This window comes from Dryocola boscaweniae, from assembly GCF_025215095.1.
GTDB classification, from domain to species: domain Bacteria; phylum Pseudomonadota; class Gammaproteobacteria; order Enterobacterales; family Enterobacteriaceae; genus Dryocola; species Dryocola boscaweniae.
In genome coordinates this window covers 1-23,864 of the sequence record NZ_JALHAP010000072.1, presented here as the reverse complement: position 1 = coordinate 23,864, position 23,864 = coordinate 1, and the positions used below count along the sequence as shown (strand labels likewise).

General features: G+C 51.7%; 20 protein-coding genes. 5 read left to right on the top strand and 15 right to left on the bottom strand.

Annotation, left to right across the window (positions count from 1 at the left end; translation table 11 throughout):
• Window positions 1-107 precede the first annotated feature (107 nt).
• The gene (elyC, locus tag MUA00_RS04780; protein WP_271122053.1) at window positions 108-884 is read left to right on the top strand and encodes an envelope biogenesis factor ElyC; all 777 of its coding nucleotides are present in this window, start codon (window positions 108-110) and stop codon (window positions 882-884) included.
• On the opposite strand, the gene MUA00_RS04775 is transcribed toward elyC, so the two are convergent.
• The 14 genes from MUA00_RS04775 to MUA00_RS04710 all read right to left on the bottom strand — a co-directional run bounded on the left by MUA00_RS04775 (window position 864) and on the right by MUA00_RS04710 (window position 17,222).
• Window positions 864-1,757: a YcbJ family phosphotransferase gene (locus MUA00_RS04775; RefSeq protein ID WP_271122054.1), complete on the bottom strand. Its 894-nt coding sequence runs from the start codon at window positions 1,755-1,757 to the stop codon at window positions 864-866. The genes elyC and MUA00_RS04775 overlap by 21 nt on opposite strands.
• Before the next feature lie 132 nt (window positions 1,758-1,889).
• Window positions 1,890-2,636, bottom strand: a complete 747-nt coding sequence (kdsB, locus tag MUA00_RS04770; RefSeq protein ID WP_271122055.1) for a 3-deoxy-manno-octulosonate cytidylyltransferase — start codon at window positions 2,634-2,636, stop codon at window positions 1,890-1,892.
• Window positions 2,633-2,815 carry a Trm112 family protein gene (locus MUA00_RS04765; RefSeq protein ID WP_271122056.1) on the bottom strand — a complete coding sequence of 61 codons (183 nt, stop codon included), beginning with the start codon at window positions 2,813-2,815 and terminating at the stop codon, window positions 2,633-2,635. Before MUA00_RS04765 ends, kdsB begins: the two co-directional genes overlap by 4 nt.
• Before the next feature lie 49 nt (window positions 2,816-2,864).
• A complete protein-coding gene (locus MUA00_RS04760) occupies window positions 2,865-4,097 on the bottom strand; it encodes a winged helix-turn-helix domain-containing protein (RefSeq protein WP_271122057.1) in 1,233 nt (410 codons plus the stop codon).
• A gap of 47 nt (window positions 4,098-4,144) precedes the next feature.
• Window positions 4,145-5,128, bottom strand: coding sequence for a tetraacyldisaccharide 4'-kinase (lpxK, locus tag MUA00_RS04755; protein ID WP_271122058.1), 984 nt, complete (start codon window positions 5,126-5,128; stop codon window positions 4,145-4,147).
• The gene (gene msbA, locus MUA00_RS04750; RefSeq protein WP_271122059.1) at window positions 5,125-6,873 is read right to left on the bottom strand and encodes a lipid A ABC transporter ATP-binding protein/permease MsbA; all 1,749 of its coding nucleotides are present in this window, start codon (window positions 6,871-6,873) and stop codon (window positions 5,125-5,127) included. Before msbA ends, lpxK begins: the two co-directional genes overlap by 4 nt.
• A gap of 36 nt (window positions 6,874-6,909) precedes the next feature.
• Window positions 6,910-9,177, bottom strand: coding sequence for a ComEC family protein (locus MUA00_RS04745; protein WP_271122060.1), 2,268 nt, complete (start codon window positions 9,175-9,177; stop codon window positions 6,910-6,912).
• Between the two features lie 184 nt (window positions 9,178-9,361).
• Window positions 9,362-10,684, bottom strand: a complete 1,323-nt coding sequence (locus MUA00_RS04740; RefSeq protein ID WP_271122061.1) for an IS4 family transposase — start codon at window positions 10,682-10,684, stop codon at window positions 9,362-9,364.
• A gap of 120 nt (window positions 10,685-10,804) precedes the next feature.
• A complete protein-coding gene (ihfB, locus tag MUA00_RS04735) occupies window positions 10,805-11,092 on the bottom strand; it encodes an integration host factor subunit beta (RefSeq protein ID WP_121267284.1) in 288 nt (95 codons plus the stop codon).
• Between the two features lie 90 nt (window positions 11,093-11,182).
• Entirely contained in the window at window positions 11,183-12,856 is a 1,674-nt protein-coding gene (gene rpsA / locus MUA00_RS04730; RefSeq protein ID WP_271122062.1) for a 30S ribosomal protein S1, read from the bottom strand.
• Window positions 12,857-13,047: 191 nt separating this feature from the next.
• The gene (cmk, locus tag MUA00_RS04725; protein WP_271122063.1) at window positions 13,048-13,728 is read right to left on the bottom strand and encodes a (d)CMP kinase; all 681 of its coding nucleotides are present in this window, start codon (window positions 13,726-13,728) and stop codon (window positions 13,048-13,050) included.
• Between the two features lie 195 nt (window positions 13,729-13,923).
• Window positions 13,924-15,207 carry a 3-phosphoshikimate 1-carboxyvinyltransferase gene (gene aroA / locus MUA00_RS04720; RefSeq protein ID WP_271122074.1) on the bottom strand — a complete coding sequence of 428 codons (1,284 nt, stop codon included), beginning with the start codon at window positions 15,205-15,207 and terminating at the stop codon, window positions 13,924-13,926.
• A 76-nt stretch (window positions 15,208-15,283) separates the two neighbouring features.
• The gene (gene serC, locus MUA00_RS04715) at window positions 15,284-16,369 is read right to left on the bottom strand and encodes a 3-phosphoserine/phosphohydroxythreonine transaminase (RefSeq protein WP_271122064.1); all 1,086 of its coding nucleotides are present in this window, start codon (window positions 16,367-16,369) and stop codon (window positions 15,284-15,286) included.
• A 160-nt stretch (window positions 16,370-16,529) separates the two neighbouring features.
• The gene (locus MUA00_RS04710; protein ID WP_271122065.1) at window positions 16,530-17,222 is read right to left on the bottom strand and encodes a DUF421 domain-containing protein; all 693 of its coding nucleotides are present in this window, start codon (window positions 17,220-17,222) and stop codon (window positions 16,530-16,532) included.
• A 136-nt stretch (window positions 17,223-17,358) separates the two neighbouring features.
• Here MUA00_RS04710 and ycaO point away from each other — a divergent pair, with 136 nt between their 5' ends.
• The 4 genes from ycaO (at window position 17,359) to pflA (ending at window position 23,722) form a co-directional block, all read left to right on the top strand.
• Window positions 17,359-19,122, top strand: a complete 1,764-nt coding sequence (ycaO, locus tag MUA00_RS04705) for a 30S ribosomal protein S12 methylthiotransferase accessory factor YcaO (RefSeq protein WP_271122066.1) — start codon at window positions 17,359-17,361, stop codon at window positions 19,120-19,122.
• A gap of 398 nt (window positions 19,123-19,520) precedes the next feature.
• Entirely contained in the window at window positions 19,521-20,378 is an 858-nt protein-coding gene (focA, locus tag MUA00_RS04700) for a formate transporter FocA (protein ID WP_271122067.1), read from the top strand.
• 53 nt (window positions 20,379-20,431) lie between these two features.
• Window positions 20,432-22,714, top strand: a complete 2,283-nt coding sequence (gene pflB, locus MUA00_RS04695; protein ID WP_271122068.1) for a formate C-acetyltransferase — start codon at window positions 20,432-20,434, stop codon at window positions 22,712-22,714.
• 267 nt (window positions 22,715-22,981) lie between these two features.
• A complete protein-coding gene (gene pflA, locus MUA00_RS04690) occupies window positions 22,982-23,722 on the top strand; it encodes a pyruvate formate lyase 1-activating protein (RefSeq protein ID WP_271122069.1) in 741 nt (246 codons plus the stop codon).
• Between the two features lie 47 nt (window positions 23,723-23,769).
• Here the strand turns inward: pflA and MUA00_RS04685 are convergent.
• A partial coding sequence (locus tag MUA00_RS04685; RefSeq protein WP_271121941.1) for an IS3 family transposase occupies window positions 23,770-23,864 on the bottom strand: 95 nt, incomplete at its 5' end.

Genomic DNA, 23,864 nt, shown 5'->3' with positions numbered 1-23,864 from the left:
AGTCTTAGAAAACCGCTATTTTGGCACAGCTTGCAGAAGAATGAACCTGGCTGGTGTAATATCACCAGCGTTTACCCGTTGGAAGGTTAAAAAAGGACCCGGAATTCATGCTTTTTATCCTGAAAAAATTTATCGGCGGCCTGTTGTTACCCTTACCTTTTCTGCTGCTGGTGATTGGCCTGGCGATTTTGTTGCTCTGGTTCACGCGCTGGCAGAAAACAGGGAAAGGGTTACTTACTGCCGGTTGGCTTGTTTTACTGTTGATTAGCCTTCAGCCGGTAGCCGATCGCATGCTAAAGCCGATTGAAGATACTTATCCAACGTGGCGCGGCGGTGAACGAGTGAACTACGTAGTAGTGCTGGGAGGCGGCTATACCTGGAATGCGGACTGGGCGCCGAGTTCGAACCTGATTAATAACAGTCTCCCACGAGTCACCGAGGGAATACGGTTATGGCAGGCTAACCTAGGCGCTAAAATAATTTTTACAGGCGCACGCGCAATGACAAATTCTGTAAGTACCGCAGAAGCAGGTGCAAGAGTCGCCGAAAGCCTGGGCGTGCCGCGCTCAGCAATCATCACGCTGGATAGCCCGAAAGATACGGAAGAAGAAGCCGCTGCGGTTGCAAAAGCCATCGGTAAACAGCCCTTCCTGCTGGTGACTTCCGCCTCGCATTTACCGCGCGCCGTCATTTTTTTCCGTAACGCAGGCCTTAATCCTGTTCCCGCGCCGGCTAATCAAATGGCCATTGAGTCGCCGCTCAATCCGTGGGAAAGAATTATCCCGTCACCGCTTTGGCTGATGCACAGCGAGCGGGTAAGTTACGAAACGCTGGGGCGAGCCTGGCAGTGGCTTAAAGGGATTTCAGGAAATCCAGGGGAGTAAACCTTTCGTCGCGGCATCAAAGGCGGGGCGATTTATTCGGCCCGTCTGAATCAACCTGTCCACCGCGTCCCACAGAACATACAGCCAGCGTCGCCACAGGAATGACTCGGCCACCGGCGCACGCTGGAGATAATGCCAGAATAAGCTTTCCGCCTGCCCTTCTTCGTACAAACGAAAAATCTCATATTCACGCGGCGCCCACAGTACGATGCCTGGATTTATCATCGCCAGAAGCTGATCGCTCTTACCGTCTTTAAGCATGCTGCGCAGCGTGAAGTTGCCATGCACCAGCACGCAGTTATCATTAAAATCCTCAAACATGCGCGGAAGACATTCGCGTGAGCGAAACAGGATGCGTTTGTCCTGCATCGTGAGGCCGGTGTTCTTAAACTGATTTAAGGTGTTCCACAGCACTTCCACTCGCTGACGATACCAGGAAGGCCAGATATTTTCCTGCGTACTGTCAACGCTGCCTACGCAACCTGCGCTGTCAACGCGATGCCAGGCCAGCAAACCTTCGACTATCTGGTCTTTAAGCTGCTCCCAGCGATCCGGCGTTCTGGCTGGAGCTTCAACGGAAACGCCACGCAAACGCTCCATAAGTAGCACATCCGGGCCTGGGTTATCTTCATGAGTGACAATACCGTAAACCACGGGCAGACGAAGGGTGCCTGAACGCGCCAACATAGACATTTTCCAGGCCTGCTGCGCGGCAACCCCTGGTGAAGTAAAGCTTTTAGCCAGTAAAGGCATCGCATGACCTTCGCTATCATACAGCGACCAGACGGCAGTATCCGTTTGCTCGCTGATGCACTCGATGCGGCTTAATTTTTCACCCAGAAGATGGCTTAATTCCTTCCGCAGCAACTCCATAACCCTTTACCCCTATGAACACTGGTCCTTTTCATAATGAGCGCGCTTTCGCCAGATGTCATCACCTCAGATCAATATGTCTTCAGATAATAAAAAACCGGCGCAGCGGCCGGTTTTTAGAGCAGGAAAGGTTTAGCGCATCGCTATGCGAACGCGTTCCAGATCTTCCGGGGTATCCACACCGATGCCTGGAATCTCTTTTGCGACGGCGACGTGAATCTTTTCGCCGTTCCACAGGACGCGCAGTTGCTCAAGCTTTTCGATTTGCTCAAGCTGGCTTGGTTCCCAACTGATATAACGGCGAATAAAACCTGCCCGATAGCCGTAAATGCCGATGTGGCGCAGGAAAGTATCGCCGATTTTTTCGCGCGACTGGGCAAAACGATCGCGATCCCAAGGGATGGTGGCTCGTGAGAAATACAAAGCGTAGCCCTGCGCATCCATCACCACTTTTACCGCGTTCGGATTAAAGGCTTCTTCAGCGGAGTCGATTGGTACGGCAAGCGTCGCCATTCCCGCCTGGCTGTTCGCCAGGTTTTCTGCAACCTGACGAATGATGACCGGCGGGATCATCGGTTCATCACCCTGCACGTTCACAATGACGGTGTCGTCGCTGAAAGCGCATTTTTCGATAACTTCGGCCAGACGTTCAGTACCTGACTGATGATCGGCGCGGGTCATGCACACTTCGCCGCCAGCGGCTTCTACAGCACGCGCCACCTCTTCGTGATCGGTGGCAACGATAATACGTTCTGCGCCAGATTCACGAGCGCGCTCCAGAACATGCACCACCATCGGTTTACCGCTAATGTCTTTTAACGGCTTGCCCGGCAAACGTGTGGACGAATAGCGAGCAGGAATAATAGCCACAAAACTCATGGATTAGTCTCATCGAGGGTCAGAGTACGCGCCTGGGATTCCAGCAATACCGGAATTCCATCGCGGAACGGGAAGGCCAGACCATCAGGTTTGCAAATAAGCTCCTGCTTTTCCTGATTAAAATAGAGTTTGCCGTTGCACACCGGGCAGGCAATGATTTCAAGTAAACGACTTTCCATAGATACTCCAGAACGGGCGCCATCAAGGGCGTCAGGATAACATAACTGATTAGCTCGTCGGGGCAATTTCCCAGCCGGTTCCCCACGATGAAGCCAGTGCCGCGGGAATATTTCCCAGAACAATTCTTACAGCACCTTGCCAGAGCGCAAACTTTGTTAATGCGTCGTGCAGACCGCTTATCAATGATGCCCGAGGCTTAATGCCCTCTTCCAGATACAAACTGATTATTTCCAGCTCGCCCTGTTTACGATGCATTTTGGCATCCATACGTCCGACCAGCGCGCCCTGATGCAATAATGGCAAAACGAAATAACCGTATTTACGTTTTTGCACCGGGGTGTAACATTCCAGACGATAAGAGAAATCGAACAGCGCTTGCGCGCGTTTACGATCCCAAACCACGGGATCAAAGGGAGACAGCACGGCGCTATGAGTTGCTTTAAGCTTGTCCTGTTCCGCGTGCGGCAGCAATGGCAATAACGAATGGTGTACCCACATCTCACCCAGTTTTTCCGTCTGAACGGGGGTGACCTTTTCTTGTTTCTGCCATTCTTCTATGACTGACGTCACGGAGACGCGGCGTAAGCGGTAGTAATCAGCCAGCCATTCGGGGCGGAAAATACCCAGACTACGGGCGCTGTTTTCCAGCATTTGCCGTTCAGCATCCTGCTGATGAATAAGGTGCAGCTCGTCGTTCCAGTCCGGCATGACTCGTGTCGTCAGGTCGTAAACACGCTGAAAATTACGCCGTTCAATCACCATCACCTGGCCGGAGGTAAACAAACCTTCGAGATGTTTTTTATGCGGCTTCCACTCCCACCAGCCGCCGGCGCCTTTACGCGGATGCTCAAAATCCGCCGAGCGAACCGGGCCGTTTTCCGCAATATGGTTAAGTAACAGCTCGATCTCTTTTGCATGCTCCACCATCCATTCCGGCTTGTATTTCCAGCCCATATTTTCCGGCTGCAGCATTCTGTGGCGGACTAACGCAAAATCGTCTTTCGGGAGAAAACACGCCTCGTGCGCCCAGTATTCAATAAGCTCTCCGCTCGCTAATGCTTCATCAAGCCAGCCTGGAGAATATTGCCCAAGGCGGCTAAACAGCACCAGATAAGGGCTACGGGCGACAATATTGATGGTGTCGATTTGCAGGAGAGACATCTGCGAAATTGTCTTGCTGATGTCTGAAGCGCGGGCGCGGCGGCGTGGCTTAGTTAACAAACCCTGCGCGGCAAGGTGAAGGTTTCGGGCAGCTCGTAACGTCAGGTACGGTAGGGCCATAGTCTTTCCTGTCATCAGCAAACCAAGGGGCCGGGCGCGCGGAGAGATTACTTCACTAGCGCGACCAATGTTCGCAGCAACTGTTCTGCCTGCGGTTGGGCAAGATGAGCATCAACCGGGAGATACCACCAGTTTTTATGCCCCTCGACAAAGTTACGACACTTAACCGCATCTTTCTCGGTCATTAACAGCGTCTGGTCTTTATTCAGCAGCCTTGCGACCTCAGCTTCAGCGAGCGCCTGATGGTCAGCAAGGCTTACCGTTTTAACCGGCGTTATCCCGCACTGCTTTAGCGTGGCAAAAAAACGCGGCGGGTGACCGATGCCTGCCATCGCGACAACATTCTGCAGAGCCTGCACCGGGCGACGTTCACCGCTAAGAAGGTTAACGGCATCGCCCGGCCGCAGATGCATAGCGATTTCTCCCGCCTGCGCTTCGCCGCCGTTGGTAATCACCGCATCTACAGATTTTAATCGCCCTACACGCTCCCGCATTGGCCCTGCGGGCAACCACCAGCCATTGCCGAACCGGCGCAAGCCATCGACAACCACGATCTCTTTGTCCCGCGCCAGCGCATAATGCTGGAGACCATCATCGGTAATGATGAGCTGCGGTTGCGCATGCTCGATTAACGCTTTAACCGCAGCGCTGCGTTCAGGTGCTACCGCTACAGGTGCGCCAGTACGTTGATAAATTAATGCAGGTTCATCACCAGCCTGCGCTGTCGTAGTTTGCGGGGTGAGGATCAGCGGGTAGCTTTCAGCTTTGCCTCCGTAGCCGCGAGAGACAACGCCAACCCGAATTCCACGCGCCTGAAGCTGTTCGACAAGCCAGATAACGACCGGCGTTTTGCCATTGCCGCCCGCCGTCAGATTACCGACAATCACTATGGGAACCGGTGAGCGCCACGCTTTACGCAGCCCCAGTTTCCAGCTAAGACGAATAGCACCGCTCACCAGGCCATACAGCCAGGAGAGCGGTAATAACAGCAGGTAGAGGGAGGATTTCCCCGACCAGATGCGTTCTATCATTCGCCGAATTGCATCTTATGCAGTTGAGCGTACACGCCACGATGGGCAATCAGTTCAGCGTGAGGGCCACGCTCAACAATGCGGCCATCTTCCACAACCACGATTTCATCGGCTTGCTCAATCGTAGACAGACGGTGCGCGATAACCAGAGAGGTACGATTTTTTTGCAGTTCGTCCAACGCCGCCTGAATAGCTCGTTCAGATTCCGTATCCAGCGCGGAGGTAGCTTCATCCAGAATCAAAATTGGGCTATCCCGCAGCAGCGCACGCGCAATGGCGATGCGCTGGCGTTGACCGCCAGAGAGCAGAACCCCGTTTTCGCCAATCACCGTATCCAGCCCGTTATCCATCTTCTCGATGAAGTCCGTTGCATACGCCATGCGGGCCGCTCTTTCGATATCTTCACGGCTGTACTTTTCTGTACGTGCATAAGCAATGTTGTTGGCGATAGTGTCGTTAAACAGATGAACGTTCTGTGAAACCAACGCCACCTGATTACGCAGCGACGACAGCGTATATTCACGAACATCTACGCCGTCAATCAGGATATTACCTTCCTGGATATCGTAGAATCGGGTGATCAGGCTGGCGATTGTGGACTTCCCTGAACCCGAGCGTCCGACCAGCGCAACCATCTTCCCGGCAGGAATATTCAGGTTAATATTGCGTAATGCAGGGATCTCGCGACCAGGATAAGTAAAGGTTACATCCCTGAATTCAAGGTCGCCCTTCGCCCGTTCGATAGTGCGCGTTCCTTCATCTTTTTCCTGTTCGGAATCAAGGATGGAGAAAAGCGTCTGGCATGCTGCCATGCCACGCTGGAACTGAGCGTTAACGTTCGTCAATGATTTCAGCGGGCGCATCAGGGCAATCATGGAAGAGAACACAACGGTGATAGTACCGGCGGTCAGCGTTTCCATCACGCTCGGGAAGCTTGCGGCATACAGGACAAATGCCAGCGCAAGGGAAGCAATCAACTGAATGATAGGATCAGAAATTGAAGAGGCTGACACCAGTTTCATCCCCTGGTGACGCATGCGGTTACTGACCTTATTAAAGCGCTCGGTTTCTACCTGCTGGCCACCAAAAATCAGAACTTCTTTATGCCCTTTGAGCATTTGTTCTGCGCTGGTGGTCACCTGCCCCATGGTGTTCTGCATGTTCTTACTGATATTACGGAAGCGTTTAGAAACCATGCGGATGGCAAAAGAGACAATAGGCGCAAGCACAATCAGAATCAGCGACAGTTGCCAGCTATACCAGAACATCAGCACGAACAGACCGATGATAGAGGCACCTTCACGCACGACGGTAATCAGCGCGCTGGAGGAAGAGGAAGCTACCTGTTCAGAATCATAAGTAATACGAGAGAGCAGCGTCCCTGTCGATTGCTGGTCGAAGAAGGCGACTGGCATCCCCATCATATGGCTGAACAGGCGGCGACGCATGTTCATAACCACCTGGCCTGAAACCCAGGATATACAATAGCTTGAGATGTAACTTGTTATACCGCGCATCACCATAAGCCCGATGACAACCAGCGGCATCCATAACAAAACGGATTTATCCGTTTTGCCAAAACCATCATCCAGTAACGGTTTGAGCAGCGATAGCATGAAGGTATCGCTGGCTGCGTTGAGAATTAACGCAACCCCAGCCACAATCAGACCTGTTTTAAAAGGAGAAATCATCGGCCAGAGACGGCGGAAGGTCTGCCATGTGGAGAGATCTTTATCGTTATGCATTCAATAAACCAGCATGTGATGAAATAGCCGCATATTCTACCTATTATCCTTGGTTACGCCAAACCACTGATGGTACCAACGGGGCATTATTTGTTCTCTGAAGCCGTTGATTTGCCATTTATCACTTTTTACGCGGATAGTAATTTGGCCGGAATGGGCTGTGTCATACCAGGTGTAGCCTTGCTTTTTGTATCGTTCAATGACTTTGGCAGAGGGTAAACGCCAGGCGTTATAACGGGAAACCGAAGCCAGCGCGGCTTTTCCTGAAATAGCTCGCAGGAGTGGCGCGCTTGATGAGGTGCGGCTGCCATGATGGGGAACCTGAACGATATCAGCCTCTAAAGCGCCCCACTGCCTTTTGAGCATAGACAATTCTGCCGGCGCTTCCATATCGCCGGTTAACAACAATCGAAAATGGCCATCGCTAACCATTACCACGCAGGACCCATTATTGCCCTGCGCGCGTTGCTCTGCCGGAGGCCAGTAGGCAGTAAAATTCAGGCCCTGCCACTGCCATTTTTGCCCCCGAAAACAAGGAAGATGATTCGCCCAGCGAAGCGGGCTACGCACCGTAATTCCCGGCCATGCCTGTTGCAGGCTGCTGAGTCCACCGCGGTGATCGAGGTGTTCATGGCTAATAATAACGGCTTCAGGGGTGAGATTATGCCAGCGCAGCCAGGGAATGATTATACGCTGAGCAGCATCCCCGCCAGGCCAGGCATTGCCTGTGTCGTATAAAAGCACTTTGCCATGACGGGCGATGACGACAGCAAGGCCGTGCCCCACGTCCAGCATGGTAATTTTCCATTCTTTTCTTTCAGGCGTGCGTAAGCTAAAAACAATCAGAACAACGGTTAACGCACCTATTGAAGCCGGAGAAGTTCTCCAGAGAGATAAACGATAGATCCCAATGCCTAACCAGCCAATAAAACCGATCGCCTGAAAACGATCGTCCAGCTCCTGCCAGCCTCCCGGAAGATATTTAAGGAAAATAAACAGCGCCTCCAGCAAGGCATCCACCAGCCGCCAAAGATATTCCCCCAGCCATGGGATCCCCGTCAGCACGAGTCCTGCGAACAATAATGGTGTGACGATAAATGAAACAAAGGGCACGGCCAGCAGATTCGCCAGTAGCGCATTTAAGCTCAGCCCATGGAATATAAAAACCTGCAGTGGCAGCAGCAGTAAAGTGATGCCCGCCTGTAAATACACCAGACCAGCCAGATGGCGATAAAACCAACGCCAGTTCATTACCCGACGCGGCAGCGGCACCCATTGATACCAGAAAATGATAGCGGCGACGGCGAGTACGGAAAGCCAGAAGCTGTCAGACAACACCGTTAAAGGGTCATAAAGTAATATACCTGCGATGCAGCAGACCCATACCTCCCAATTCGACCATTGCCGGCCGCTCAGACGAAGCGACAACCAAATAATAAGCCCTAAAAATGTTCTTGCCGCGGGTGGGTTACAACCCGCAAGCCAGGTACAAACCCCTGCGGTAAACAGACTCGCAAGCAGCGGCATTCGATAGTGGATACGATGCGCGGGAAGAAAAAACTGGAGGGCTCTCGCAAACAGCCAGCCCACTCCCGCAGCCAATGAAATGTGTAGCCCGGAAATTGCCATTAAATGTGCCGTGCCGGTTTGCCGCAGGATGTTTTTAACTTCTGCGCTCATAACCGTACGTTCACCAAATCCCAAAGCAAGAATGATTCCCTGCCAGGTTAAGGATTGTGTCGCATTAGTGACTGCATTTAGCCATCCACCACGAAGAGAGCATTGTTCGCTCAGTATCTTTGCCTCCACGACCCGTCCCCGAAGCGGCAAATGCTGCGCCAGCGCATAACGCTGACTGTCAAATCCCCCTTCGTTTAACTGACCATGAACCGGTTGTAAACGCAGCGTCATCAACCATTTTTGGCCGGCGCAGACGGGCTGGGGTAAATAGACGCCCCGCAGAACAACGCCTGTAGGTGGGAAAAGGTATTGCTTCCCTCTTTGAATAATTTCTAACTCATGATTCTGAGCACCGTCAGTACGCGTGATAACAACCTGAGCAGTCACAGGTTTTTGTATCCAACGCTCAAAAGGCATAAGACTTTCTTTAGCGGCAAATAATCCCCAACAGCAGCAGATCACGGTGATTGCTGCATAACGTAGCGCCCGAAATCTGAAAACAGCAAGGCACAGCCCGGCTGCCAGTATTAACAGAATGCTCGGGATCTCGGGGATATCTGATAACCACAACAGCGGTAAAATGCCGGCAATGACGCTAATACAGAACCCTGGTAAAGAAACCACAGCAACCTCCTTGTTTGGGGCAGTGTGATGTATCAAAAGTTTAGCGTCAGCCAGTAATAAACGAACTTGCGGGAAGGTTTCCGAGGCTTTTCAGGAGGGGAACTTGTTTTCAAAAAAATATGCGACAGAAGTCGAAAGCCCAAATTTCAGCTATAAAAAAACGGCACCCGTGGGTTAATGCTGGTCACTTAAGGTGACCAGCAGTTTTTTTGTCCGCATATTTTCTGCTTTTTACCCTCAGCTCCCGGGGGTAACTTCGCTCTCTTCTCCCCGGTAAGACCAGCCATTTCGCCTTCTCATACAACGTCCTTAACTCCCCCGGCATTTTGCCCGGTGAAGCCCATGGCAATGTTATCAACAGCCGTGTTATTTCACTTATTGAACCACTGAAGCTCAACTGATACGGCAGATAGTCTCCTTTCAGTTCGAACGCCATCCTTACCATCTGGTATCTCACCAGGTTGTACGTCAGCAACACACCCCACAACTCCTGCCGTACCAGCTCCGGCAGCCTGCTACGCAGCGTCCAGCGACTGTCCAGCAGGCCCTGTTTTGCTTCCCGGTAACCCAGTTCTATTTCCCATCGGTGTCTGTATAACTCACTGAGACTGTTACCCGGATACCGGTTAGGGTCCGTCAGGGAAGTCAGTACCTGCCGCTCTTTTCCATCCACTGTTTTAGTCAGCAGCCTCGCGGTCAGTTCCATCGGCAGAGCAGGCCATTGCTTCCGGGCCTGTGGACTTGTTTTCAGCTGTACCAGCTCGTCACCCCGCCCCAGCTTACGCACCACCTCATACTGGATGTTCTTTTTCAGCGGCAACAGCCAGTGCCGTTTTTCTCCGGCTGTCTGCCAGTGATGAAGCAGCCCCGGGGAGTAAAATCCTTTATCGAACAGAGTGATACTGTTATCCGGGGTTTTCTCTGTCAACCGCGCGGCCAGTCGCATTTCGCTGACGTTTTCGCTGTCGAAGGCGCTGGCGTTTATCAGATGGCTGCTCAGCTCCATCAGGCAGACCATCCGGACCTGCGGATAACCACCTTCACCATGCTGGTTGCCGTGTTTGCTGAAAGCGGCGCTGTTTTCCGGCGTGTCTGCCGTACGCCAGACCACACCATCCACAGCGAACAGGTTCAGACCATGCCACTGCGGATGCGCCGCCTGCTGGTTCCAGTGCTGCTGTGTGATGTCGAACAGCTCCCGGACAGCATCTTCCCCGAGCGTTTTTCGGCGCTGGATCACTGAGCTGCGGGCGGTGAAAGGCGCGCCGGTACGGTCAGAGATATCCATCAGATTGACGATTTCGGTCATGGGGCGATTGCAGAAGATGGACATGCCAACGACAAGCCAGATCATGGATTCGAGAGGAAGTTTACGTTTACGAAGCGTAACGGTATCAGTCAGCGTCAGCGCTTTGTGAATAAGTTCAGCAGGAATAAGGTCAGAGAGGCTGCGGGCGTGCTCTGGCGAGGTGACATTGATAATGCCGAGGGCTTGTGAAAGTTCCATGTAAAAAGGGTCCATGATGAATATGAACCCTTTTTACACCAGCCACCGGATCGGTCAACCGATCCTTAAATGATCGGCATTAACCCGTGGGTACCGTTTTTAACAGTTAAATCCGTAGACTCAATTGCCGTAAATGTTGGCGCGGTCACGTAGCTCTTTGCCAGGCTTAAAGTGTGGAACGTATTTGCCTTCCAGATCCACTTTATCGCCAGTCTTAGGGTTACGTCCGGTGCGAGGAGCGCGATAGTGTAATGAGAAGCTGCCGAAACCCCGGATTTCAATACGCTCGCCAAGGGCTAGCGTAGAGGCCATATGTTCCAACATCTCTTTTACTGCATCTTCCACAGCCTTAGCGGGAATGTGAGATTGCTGGGTTGCAAGTCTTTCTATCAATTCTGACTTGGTCATGATTCCTCCGGTTTCCTTTCAGGAAAATTAGCTTACAGCTATCAATCGAACAAGGGCGGCCGTAGCCGCCCTGATTTAGCGCTCGGACGATTACTCGCCTTTAGCTGCTTTGAATGCTTCAGCCATTGCGTTAGAGAAGTTGCTTTCTTCCTGTTTGTTGTTAACAGTAGCAATTGCATCTTTCTCGTCAGCTTCGTCTTTAGCACGAACAGACAGGCTTACAACACGGTTTTTACGATCAACGCCGGTGAATTTAGCTTCAACATCGTCGCCTACGCTCAGAACCAGAGTTGCATCTTCAACGCGGTCGCGGGAAGCTTCAGAAGCACGCAGGTAGCCTTCTACGCCATCTGCTAATTCAACTGTAGCACCTTTCGCGTCAACTGCCGTTACTTTACCAGTAACGATAGTACCTTTCTTGTTCAGCGCAACGTAGTTGTTGAACGGATCTTCTGCGAGTTGTTTAACACCCAGGGAGATACGCTCGCGCTCTGCGTCAACCTGCAGAACCACAGCTGCGATTTCGTCGCCTTTTTTGTATTCACGAACTGCTTCTTCGCCTGCAACGTTCCAGGAGATGTCAGACAGGTGAACCAGGCCGTCGATACCGCCGTCCAGGCCGATGAAGATACCGAAGTCAGTGATAGACTTGATTTTACCTTCAACACGGTCGCCTTTGTTGTGGGTCTCAGCGAACTGCTGCCATGGGTTGTTTTTGCACTGCTTCAGACCCAGGGAGATACGACGACGTTCTTCGTCGATATCCAGAACCATAACTTCCACTACGTCACCAACGTTAACAACTTTGGATGGGTGGATGTTTTTGTTGGTCCAGTCCATTTCTGAAACGTGCACCAGGCCTTCAACGCCTTCTTCGATTTCAACGAAGCAGCCGTAGTCGGTCAGGTTGGTCACGCGGCCAGTCAGACGAGTGCCTTCCGGGTAACGCTTAGCGATAGCTACCCATGGATCTTCGCCCAGCTGTTTCAGGCCCAGGGAAACACGAGTACGCTCGCGGTCGAACTTCAGCACTTTAACAGTGATTTCGTCGCCAACGTTCACGATTTCGCTTGGATGCTTAACGCGTTTCCATGCCATGTCAGTGATGTGCAGCAGGCCATCAACGCCGCCCAGATCAACGAATGCACCGTAGTCAGTGAGGTTCTTAACGATACCTTTGACTTCCATGCCTTCCTGCAGGTTTTCCAGCAGCTGATCGCGTTCTGCGCTGTTTTCGGATTCGATAACAGCACGGCGTGAAACAACAACGTTGTTACGTTTCTGGTCAAGCTTGATTACTTTGAATTCAAGCTCTTTGCCTTCGAGGTGCAGAGTGTCGCGAACCGGACGAACGTCAACCAGGGAACCTGGCAGGAACGCGCGAATACCGTTCAGCTCAACAGTGAAGCCACCTTTAACTTTGCCGTTGATAACACCAACCACAGTCTCAGCTTCTTCGTAAGCTTTTTCCAGCGTGATCCAAGCTTCGTGACGCTTAGCTTTTTCACGGGACAGCAGAGTTTCGCCAAAGCCATCTTCAACTGCGTCCAGAGCAACATCAACTTCGTCGCCAACCTGGATTTCCAGTTCGCCAGCAGCGTTTTTGAATTGCTCAGCCGGAATGGCAGACTCAGATTTCAGACCGGCGTCAACCAGTACTACGTCTTTGTCGATAGCAACTACAACGCCGCGAACGATGGAACCCGGACGGGTTTCGATTGTTTTCAGGGATTCTTCAAAGAGTTGAGCGAAAGATTCAGTCATGTTGTTAATCTTCAAGGTTCTTTAGTTTAACGTCCATTTAGCATCCCGCCGAATGGGGTTGTTTAACATACCCCGCCATTGGCTCCATGCCGACAGGGTTAGATTACAGGGGGCAAATTTTACCCGATCTGTAGGGATATCGCCATGGCAATGTCATGACAATATTGACAAAATTCTCATCACGGGCCGACTCAGGCTGCCAGTACTTCCCGTGCATAGGCCAGCGCGCGCTTGATGACTTCGTCTATAGACATGCTGGTTGAATCCAGCACCAAAGCATCGGCTGCAGGGACTAACGGCGCTACGGGCCGATTTCGATCGCGATCGTCGCGCTCTTTTATTTCGGCCAAAAGGCGTTCAAAGTTAACACTAAAGCCCTTTTCCTGCAACTGTAGCATACGCCTGTGCGCCCGTTCTTCCGATGAGGCATCAAGGAATATTTTTACCGGCGCATCCGGGAAGACCACTGTTCCCATATCTCGCCCGTCGGCGATAAGACCCGGCGCTTCACGAAACGCGCGCTGACGACGCAGCAAGGCTTCGCGCACGCGCGGAAACGCAGCAATCTGTGAAGCGGCATTTGCCACTTCCTGAGTACGAATTTCGCCGCTCACATCCTCGCCTTCCAGAATCACTTCAAGATTGCCGTTGGACGCAACGAAACGCACATCAAGGTGAGCCGCTAAAGGAACCAGCGCTTCTTCGGAAGCAACGTCTACCTGATGGTGCAAAGCGGCCAGCGCAAGCACACGGTAGATTGCGCCGGAGTCAAGCAGATGCCATTGCAACGCTTCCGCCATAGCCTTACACAGCGTGCCTTTACCTGCACCGCTTGGGCCATCAATTGTTATTACCGGGGCGGGTGCCGTCATCTTTTTCTCCTTCTCGCGGGGTCGCGGGCCTAAAACGTGAACGCCGCGCATTATACGCCCCAACCAGCCGGACCGTTATCTTTCCTGCTAAATATCCTGGGGAATCAGGCTGAGTGTAGAAGAATTGCGCAATTTCGTTGTAAGGAAACGTAGAGAGATAAGAAAACCGCATCAAATGATGCGGTTAGAGAAGAATTAAGCGAGGGTGCTGATGCGTGCCAACTGTTCAAAATAGTCCGGGAAGGTTTTCGCCGTACATTTAGGATCGAGAATAGTGACCGGTGTATCAGACAGCGCGACGAGGGAAAAACACATCGCCATGCGGTGATCGTTATAAGTACCGATTTCTGCGATCTGCAGCTTCGCGGGCGGCGTGACGGTAATGTAATCTTCGCCCTCTTCCACTTCGGCTCCCACTTTACGTAACTCGGTGGCCATCGCAGACAGACGATCCGTTTCTTTCACTCGCCAGTTGTAAATATTGCGCAGCGTCGTCGTGCCTTTTGCGAAAAGAGCAGCCGTTGCGATGGTCATCGCCGCGTCGGGAATATGGTTCATATCCATATCAATAGCGTTAAGCTCACCGCGTTCACAGGAGATGAAATCATCGCCCCAGGTGATTTTAGCGCCCATCTTTTCCAGCACGTCAGCAAAGCGGATATCGCCCTGTACGCTGTTACGCCCGATGCCGGTCACTTTTACCGTACCGCCTTTAATGGCGCCCGCCGCAAGGAAATATGAAGCTGATGAGGCATCGCCCTCAACCAGATACGCTCCCGGGGACTGATACTGCTGGCCGCCGCGAATCACAAAGCTGCGGTAGTCACGGTTTTCAACATCAACGCCGAACGTTTTCATCAGGTGCAAGGTGATGTCGATATAAGGTTTGGACACCAGTTCGCCTTTGATGGTGATTTCTGTGTCATTCGCCGCCAGCGGCGCCGTCATCAGCAGTGCGGTCAGAAACTGACTTGATACGCTGCCGTCCACCGCAACCTGACCGCCAGCGAAACCGCCGCGTAAGCGCAGCGGAGGATAGTTTTCTTGTTCAAGATAGTCGATCTGCGCGCCGCCCTGACGCAGGGCATCCACCAGGTGACCAATAGGGCGCTCCTTCATGCGCGGCTCGCCCGTCAGGACGATATTATTGCCGCCAAGGCATAAAGCCGCAGCCAGAGGACGCATGGCCGTTCCCGCATTGCCCAGGAAAAGTTCAAGCTCGCCCTTCGCTTCTAACGGCCCGCCAACGCCAACCACTTCACAACGAGTACGATCCGCAGAAAGCGTGTAGTCCACGCCCAGCGCCTTGAGCGCATTAAGCATATGACGAACATCATCGCTGTCGAGCAGGTTGGTCAGTTCGGTCGTGCCTTTAGCCAGTGCTGCAAGCAGTAATGCACGGTTAGAGACACTTTTGGAACCGGGAAGATTAATGGTGCCGTCAACGAGCGCGATGGGTTGTAACGTCAGGGATTCCAGCATGGGGAAGTACTCTCAATCAAACAGAATAAACCCCGCGAGAGCGACCCGCGGGGAGAAAAGCAACGCGCGCGGCTTAGCCGTGACGACGTTCGAAGTTAACCATGAAATCGGTCAGGGCTTTAACGCCTTCCAGCGGCATAGCGTTATAAATAGAAGCGCGCATTCCGCCCACGACACGGTGGCCCTTCAGGGCATGCAGGCCGGCGGCAAAAGATTCTTCAAGGAAGAGTTTGTCGAGCGCGCTGTCGGCCAACTGGAACGGGACGTTCATGCGGGAACGGTTAGCCGGAGCAACGTCGTTGCGATAGAAATCGCTGTTATCAATCACACCATAGAGCAGATCCGCTTTCTCCTGGTTGATTTTGTCCATAGCGGCGACGCCGCCCTGCTCCTTGAGCCATTTAAACACCAGCCCCGAAAGGTACCAGGCGAAAGTTGGCGGCGTGTTAAACATGGAGTCGTTATCGTTGAGGACGGTGTAATCAATAATAGAAGGACAGGATTTGTGCGCCTTACCAAGCAGGTCTTCACGCACGATAACCAGCGTCAGGCCTGCCGGGCCGATATTTTTCTGCGCGCCTGCGTAAATCGCGCCGAAGCGGCTGACATCCAGCGGCTGCGACAAAATAGTAGAAGAGAAATCGGCCGTCACAACCGTATCGCCGAAATCAGGCGTTTCATGAATAGCGATGCCGTCGATGGTTTCGTTCGGACAGTAGTGTAAATAAGCGCTGTTATCAGAAACCTGCCACTCGCTCATCGGCTTAATGGCGCGCAGTCCGTCCACGGTCACTTTGGCATCAAATACGGTTGGCGTAAGGTATTTATGCGCTTCTTTTACCGCGCTGTGCGCCCAGTAGCCGCCGTCGATGTAGTCAGCGGTTTTTTTATCGCCCAGCAGGTTTAACGGGATGCCGGCGAACTGGCCGCGGCCGCCGCCATGGCAGAATAAAACTTTGTAGTTCGAGGGGATTTGCAGCAGATCGCGAAAATCTTGTTCGGCATCGATGGCCACCTGAATAAACTCTTTACTACGGTGGCTTATCTCCATCACGGAGGTGCCAAGACCATTCCAGTCGCAGAGATCGTGCTGTGCACGACGAAGCACGTCAACCGGTAGCATCGCCGGGCCGGAACTAAAATTGTATACCTGAGTCATTTCCCCTCACCACGCTTAGAGCAATAAGATTTATCACGTTATCGGTTTTATCATTCACTTGCAGAGGCTGCAATGCTTAATCCGGCGCAGCGGAAGAATGTGCGCAAAATCACACAAAAGAATCCACCAGCCAGCCCGGAAAACCCCCTATTTATTGCCGTCAGGTTACTCGCTTTGCGGTGCAGGCCCTTACCCAGACATGATTTTTGCAGCGTGGACAAGGTAATTTATCGCCAGCGTTAAACGTCACGACCTCGCTACAGCGAATACAGGCGTAATCGCCATCTTCAGGAACGGTTTCAAATCGCTCGTTGCAAGGCTCTGGAAGAATTGATAACCCCGGTCTGACGAGATGGTCCGGGAAAAAATAGACGCTTATCTGGCCGTTAGTCTCCAGAATGGCAAGCCGCACCTGTCCCAGATGCTCAACGCTATGCAGACGCAGCTCCATAAAAAATTCAAACTCGGTCATATTCTGGGACTGCATTTTCTCCCAGGCAAACTCCCCTTCTTCAATAATGACCTTGGCTTTGCCCTCAAACAGCATTTCCAGTTTTTCGCTGTGGTTCATCAGCCACATCACCAGACGATACAAACATGCAAGGGTAATAAACACCACAAATACGGGCAGCATTGGCACATCGTGATAGAACGCCACGTCGCCCGCAGCCGAGCCTAAAGTCAAAATAATCAGTACTTCAAAGAGCGACATCTGGCGCACGCCGCGACGTCCGGTAATTTTTAAAAACAGGAAAACCAGAATAAAGGTATAAAAGCTGCGCACGGCGACTTCGAATAAAAAGTCGGGCGGCATTTCATCGAACGCCATACGTTGTAGATCAAAGGTCTTCATTTATCCCGCCATAACAGTCAGTTACTGAGCATAAGCATAGCCTGTTATGCTAGCAACGCCCACAAGCGCTGAGATAGCATCAGCCCGTTAAAACCCGTATCATTGCGCGCTTTGCGTACTACTTAAGTGAACTCTCATGACTCAAACCTTTATTCCTGGCAAAGATGCCGCACTGGAAGTCTCCATCGCCCGCTTCCAGAAGCAGCTTGCCGATCTCGGCTTTAATATAGAAGAAGCCTCCTGGCTGAACCCTGTTCCTAACGTTTGGTCGGTTCACATTCGTGATAAAGACAGCGCGCTGTGCTTTACGAATGGCAAAGGCGCTACCAAAAAAGCCGCGCTGGCCTCCGCGCTTGGCGAATATTTTGAACGTCTGTCCACTAACTATTTCTTTGCTGATTTCTGGCTGGGTGAAACCATCGCCAATGGTTCGTTTGTGCATTATCCGAACGAGAAGTGGTTCCCAATTCCGGAAGATGAACAGCTTCCGCCAGGGATTCTCGACGATCGTCTGCGCGCGTTTTACGATCCGGAAAACGAACTGACCGCAGGTATGCTTATCGATCTGCAGTCAGGTAACGAAGAGCGTGGCATCTGCGCCCTGCCGTTTACCCGTCAGTCCGATCTGCAGACGGTTTATATCCCGATGAACATTATCGGCAATCTGTATGTATCCAACGGGATGTCAGCGGGGAATACGGCCAACGAAGCGCGAGTACAGGGCTTGTCCGAAGTCTTTGAGCGCCATATCAAAAACCGTATTATCGCCGAATCAATCAGCCTGCCGGAAATCCCGCAGGAAGTGCTGGCGCGTTACCCGGGCGTCGTGGAATCTATTGCTAAACTCGAAGCGGAAGGTTTCCCAATCTTTGCTTATGACGGATCGCTAGGCGGCAAATATCCGGTTATCTGCGTGGTGTTGTTTAACCCGGCAAACGGCACCTGCTTCGCCTCGTTCGGCGCGCACCCTGATTTCGGCGTGGCGCTGGAACGTACGGTTACCGAACTGCTGCAGGGTCGCGGTCTTAAAGATCTCGACGTCTTTACACCGCCAACCTTTGATGACGAAGAAGTGGCGGAGCACGCCAACCTCGAAACGCATTTCATTGACTCAAGCGGCCTGATTTCCTGGGATATGTTTAAACAGGATGCGGACTATCCGTTCGTGGACTGGAGCTTCTCGGGCTCCACAGAAGAAGAGTTCGCCACGCTGATGGCTATTTTTAACGCGGAAGATAAAGAAGTCTACATCGCGGATTATCAGCACCTGGATGTCTACGCCTGTCGTATTATCGTCCCGGGCGTGTCCGATATTTATCCTGCGGAAGACCTGCTGTTAGCCAATAACAATATGGGTTATCACCTGCGCGAAACCATTCTTGCCCTGCCGGGCAGCGAGTGGGAAAAACAGGGCTATCTGGCGCTGATTTCTCAGTTAGATGAAGAAGGCCACGATGATTTTACGCGTGTGCGCGAGCTGCTTGGCCTGGCGACAGGGAAAGATAACGGCTGGTATACGCTGCGCATTGGCGAACTGAAGGCGATGCTGGCGCTTGCCGGTGGCGATCTTGAGCAGGCGCTGATCTGGACCGAATGGACCATGGAATTTAATGCCTCTATTTTCAGTACCGAGCGCGCTAATTATTATCGCTGCCTGCAAACGCTGTTGTTACTGGCGATGGAAGAAGAACGCGAACCGCTGCAGTATCTGAACGCTTTTGTACGCATGTATGGCGCAGAAACTGTAGAGGCCGCAAGCGCCGCCCTCAGCGGCGAGGCTGCGTTCTATGGTCTGCAGGCCGTGGATAGCGATCTTAAAGCTTTCCCGGCGCACCAGGCTTTGTTGCGCGCTTACGAAAAATTACAACGCGCGAAAGCTCGCTTCTGGGAAGTTAACTAACTGACATACTCTCGCAGATGCGCAAATAGCGCGGCTTGAGGTATATTAAGGGGCAATTTTATTGCCCCTTTTTTTAATTTAATCAAATTAATTTGTTATGTAGCCATTCGGTTAAATATGAGTGAAATATTTAAAGATTAAGATGCAAATATTGTTGCCAGTTATTTGAAATACTCCGTTTTAATTAACTTTGGAAAGGAGCGCGACGACCAGAATTCAAATTACTATATAATATTTAAAATTTATTTTTATTGGGATAATCAATAAGTTACGTTGGAAAACAGGTAATCACCTGCTTTTTTCAGGCCTATAAGCTTGGCGAGATATGATCCACATCAATTTTTACTCTATAATGCTTTGTTAGTATCTCCTCGCCGAATAAATAAGAGAGAGTTAGTGTGAAAGCTGACAACCCTTTTGATCTATTACTTCCACAAGCTATGGCAAAAGTTGCCGAAGATGCTGGTGTCTATAAAGCAACGAAACATCCGCTGACGACGTTTTATTTAGCGATCACAGCGGGCATGTTTATCTCGATTGCCTTTGTCTTTTACATCACCGCCACGACCGGTACTTCAACCATTCCGTTTGGTATCGCGAAGCTAATTGGCGGAACATGTTTCTCTTTAGGTTTGATACTCTGCGTTGTCTGCGGTGCCGATCTGTTCACCTCCACCGTGCTGATTGTTGTCGCGAAAGCGAGCGGTCGCATTACCTGGGGTCAGTTAGCGCGTAACTGGATTAACGTCTATGTTGGTAACCTGATTGGCGCACTTCTTTTTGTGCTGCTGATTTGGCTGTCAGGGATGTATATGACAGCCAACGGCGCCTGGGGGCTGAACGTCCTGCAGACCGCTGACCATAAAATGCATCACACATTTATCGAAGCCGTGTGCCTCGGTATTCTTGCGAACTTAATGGTTTGTCTGGCTGTCTGGATGAGCTACTCCGGTCGCAGTTTGATGGACAAGATGTTTGCTATGATCCTGCCGGTTGCGATGTTTGTTGCCTGCGGCTTCGAGCACAGTATTGCGAACATGTTCATGATCCCGATGGGAATCGTGGTACGCAATTTCGCAAGCCCGGAATTCTGGACCGCAGTTGGGTCGTCTCCGGACAGTTTCTCTCATCTGACCATACTGAACTTCATCACTGATAACCTCATTCCGGTAACTATCGGGAACATCATCGGCGGTGGTTTGTTGGTTGGATTGACATACTGGGTAATTTATCTGCGTGGCGGCGACAAGCACTAAGTGCCGCTCATCGCGCAGGGAATAAGAAATCCACATTAGAAGGTAGGTGTTACATGTCCGAGCTTAATGAAAAGTTAGCCACAGCCTGGGAAGGTTTTGCCAAAGGCGACTGGCAGAATGAAGTAAACGTACGTGACTTCATTCAGAAAAACTACACCCCTTACGAGGGCGACGAGTCCTTCCTGGCAGGTGCGACAGACGCAACTACCAAGCTGTGGGACAACGTTATGGAAGGCGTTAAACAGGAAAACCGCACTCACGCGCCTGTTGACTTCGATACCGACCTCGCTTCAACCATTACTTCTCATGATGCTGGTTACATCAACAAATCCCTCGAAACCATCGTGGGCCTGCAGACTGATGCTCCTCTGAAACGTGCGATCATTCCGTTCGGCGGCATCAAAATGGTTGAAGGTTCTTGCAAAGTGTATGGTCGTGAACTCGACCCAATGCTGAAGAAGATCTTCACCGAATACCGTAAAACTCACAACCAGGGCGTGTTTGACGTTTACACCAAAGACATCCTGAACTGCCGTAAATCGGGCGTCATCACCGGTCTGCCGGATGCTTATGGCCGTGGTCGTATCATCGGTGACTACCGTCGCGTTGCGCTGTACGGCATCGACTACCTGATGAAAGACAAATTCGCTCAGTTCAACTCACTGCAGGCCAAACTGGAAAACGGTGAAGACCTGGAAGCGACTATCCGTCTGCGTGAAGAAATCTCCGAACAGCACCGCGCGCTGGGTCAGATCAAAGAAATGGCAGCTAAATACGGCTGTGACATCTCTGGTCCTGCGACCAACGCTCAGGAAGCTATTCAGTGGACTTACTTCGGCTACCTGGCCGCGGTTAAATCTCAGAACGGCGCTGCAATGTCCTTCGGTCGCGTATCCACCTTCCTGGATGCTTACATCGAACGTGACCTGAAAGCCGGTAAAATCACCGAAGTTGACGCTCAGGAAATGATTGACCATCTGGTCATGAAACTGCGTATGGTTCGCTTCCTGCGTACCCCGGAATATGATGAGCTGTTCTCCGGCGACCCAATCTGGGCAACTGAATCTATCGCAGGTATGGGCGTTGATGGCCGTACTCTGGTGACTAAATCCAGCTTCCGTTTCCTGAACACCCTGTACACCATGGGGCCGTCTCCGGAGCCGAACATCACTATTCTGTGGTCTGAAAAACTGCCGCTGAACTTCAAAAAATACGCGGCTAAAGTCTCCATCGATACCTCTTCTCTGCAGTATGAGAATGACGATCTGATGCGTCCTGACTTTAACAACGACGACTACGCCATTGCTTGCTGCGTAAGCCCAATGGTCGTTGGTAAGCAAATGCAGTTCTTCGGTGCTCGTGCAAACCTCGCGAAAACCATGCTGTATGCAATCAACGGCGGCGTTGATGAAAAACTGAAAATGCAGGTTGGCCCTAAAGAAGCGCCAATCACTGCGGATGTTCTGGACTACGATAACGTTCTGGATCGTCTGGATCACTTCATGGACTGGCTGGCTAAACAGTACGTCACCGCGCTGAATATCATTCACTATATGCATGATAAGTACAGCTACGAAGCGTCTCTGATGGCTCTGCACGACCGTGACGTTGTTCGCACCATGGCTTGTGGTATCGCGGGTCTGTCCGTTGCGGCCGACTCCCTGTCTGCAATCAAATACGCGAAGGTTAAACCTATTCGTGACGAAGACGGCCTGGCCGTTGACTTCGAAATCGAAGGTGAATATCCACAGTTCGGCAACAACGATCCTCGCGTAGATGACATCGCTGTTGACCTGGTAGAACGTTTCATGAAGAAAATTCAGAAACTGCCTACCTACCGTGGCGCTATCGCGACTCAGTCCGTTCTGACCATCACCTCTAACGTGGTTTATGGTAAGAAAACGGGTAATACTCCAGATGGTCGTCGCGCGGGTACTCCGTTCGGTCCGGGCGCTAACCCAATGCACGGCCGTGACCAGAAAGGTGCTGTTGCCTCTCTGACTTCCGTTGCTAAGCTGCCGTTTGCCTACGCGAAAGATGGGATTTCTTACACCTTCTCTATCGTGCCAAACGCGCTGGGTAAAGACGACGAAGTACGTAAAACTAACCTCGCGGGTCTGATGGATGGTTACTTCCACCACGAAGCGTCCATCGAAGGTGGTCAACACCTGAACGTGAACGTTATGAACCGTGAAATGCTGCTGGACGCAATGGAACACCCTGAGAAATACCCTCAGTTGACCATCCGCGTATCTGGTTACGCGGTACGTTTTAACTCCCTGACTAAAGAACAGCAGCAGGACGTTATCACCCGTACCTTCACGAAAACCATGTAATACCCGGTTTGCGTGAAAAGGCATTACCCTATGACATTCGAATTGCAGCCAACACCCCTGCTATTTGAAGGGCGACGGGTATAGAATAAAGGCTCCACCTTGGTGGGGCCTTTTCTTATCCTCCCACCCTGCCTGAACCGGCTTTGCAAGATAACTGCTACGTTTAAGTTATCTCGCAAAATTGATTCGACGCGGCATGCACCATACAGACCGCGCACAACCTGGCCCATGCTTTATTCATGGGCCAATACTGGAGAAATCACCGCAATGTCAGTAATTGGCCGAATTCATTCCTTTGAATCATGCGGTACCGTGGATGGCCCCGGTATTCGTTTTATCACCTTCTTCCAGGGCTGCCTGATGCGCTGCCTGTACTGCCACAACCGTGACACATGGGATACCCACGGCGGTAAAGAAATCACCGTCGAAGAGCTCATGAAAGAAGTAGTGACCTATCGCCACTTTATGAATGCCTCCGGCGGCGGCGTCACGGCCTCAGGCGGGGAAGCCATCCTGCAGGCTGAATTCGTGCGTGACTGGTTCCGCGCCTGCCACAAAGAAGGTATTCACACCTGTCTGGACACTAACGGCTTTGTGCGCCGTTACGATCCGGTTATCGACGAACTGCTGGAAGTAACCGATCTGGTGATGCTCGATTTAAAACAGATGAACGATGAGATTCACCAGAATCTCGTGGGCGTTTCGAACCATCGCACCCTTGAGTTCGCACGTTATCTTTCCGACAAAAATATTAATGTCTGGATCCGCTATGTCGTCGTTCCCGGCTGGTCAGACGATGATGATTCCGCGCACCGCCTCGGCGAGTTTACCCGCGACATGGGTAACGTCGAGAAAATTGAACTGCTGCCTTATCACGAATTAGGTAAGCATAAATGGGTTGCGATGGGTGAAGAATACAAGCTGGACGGCGTGCATCCGCCGAAGAAAGAGACCATGGAGCGTGTGAAAGGCATTCTTGAGCAGTATGGCCACAAGGTGATGTATTAAAAAAAAGCCCTCAAGTGGACTGACCCCATAAAGTTGGACAGTTCATGTTAAGCGGCTATCGGGGTCTGGGTTCGGTATTCTACCGGACTCAGGCCTTTTAATTTCAGGCTGATCCGCTCGTTGTTATAGTAATGGATATAGT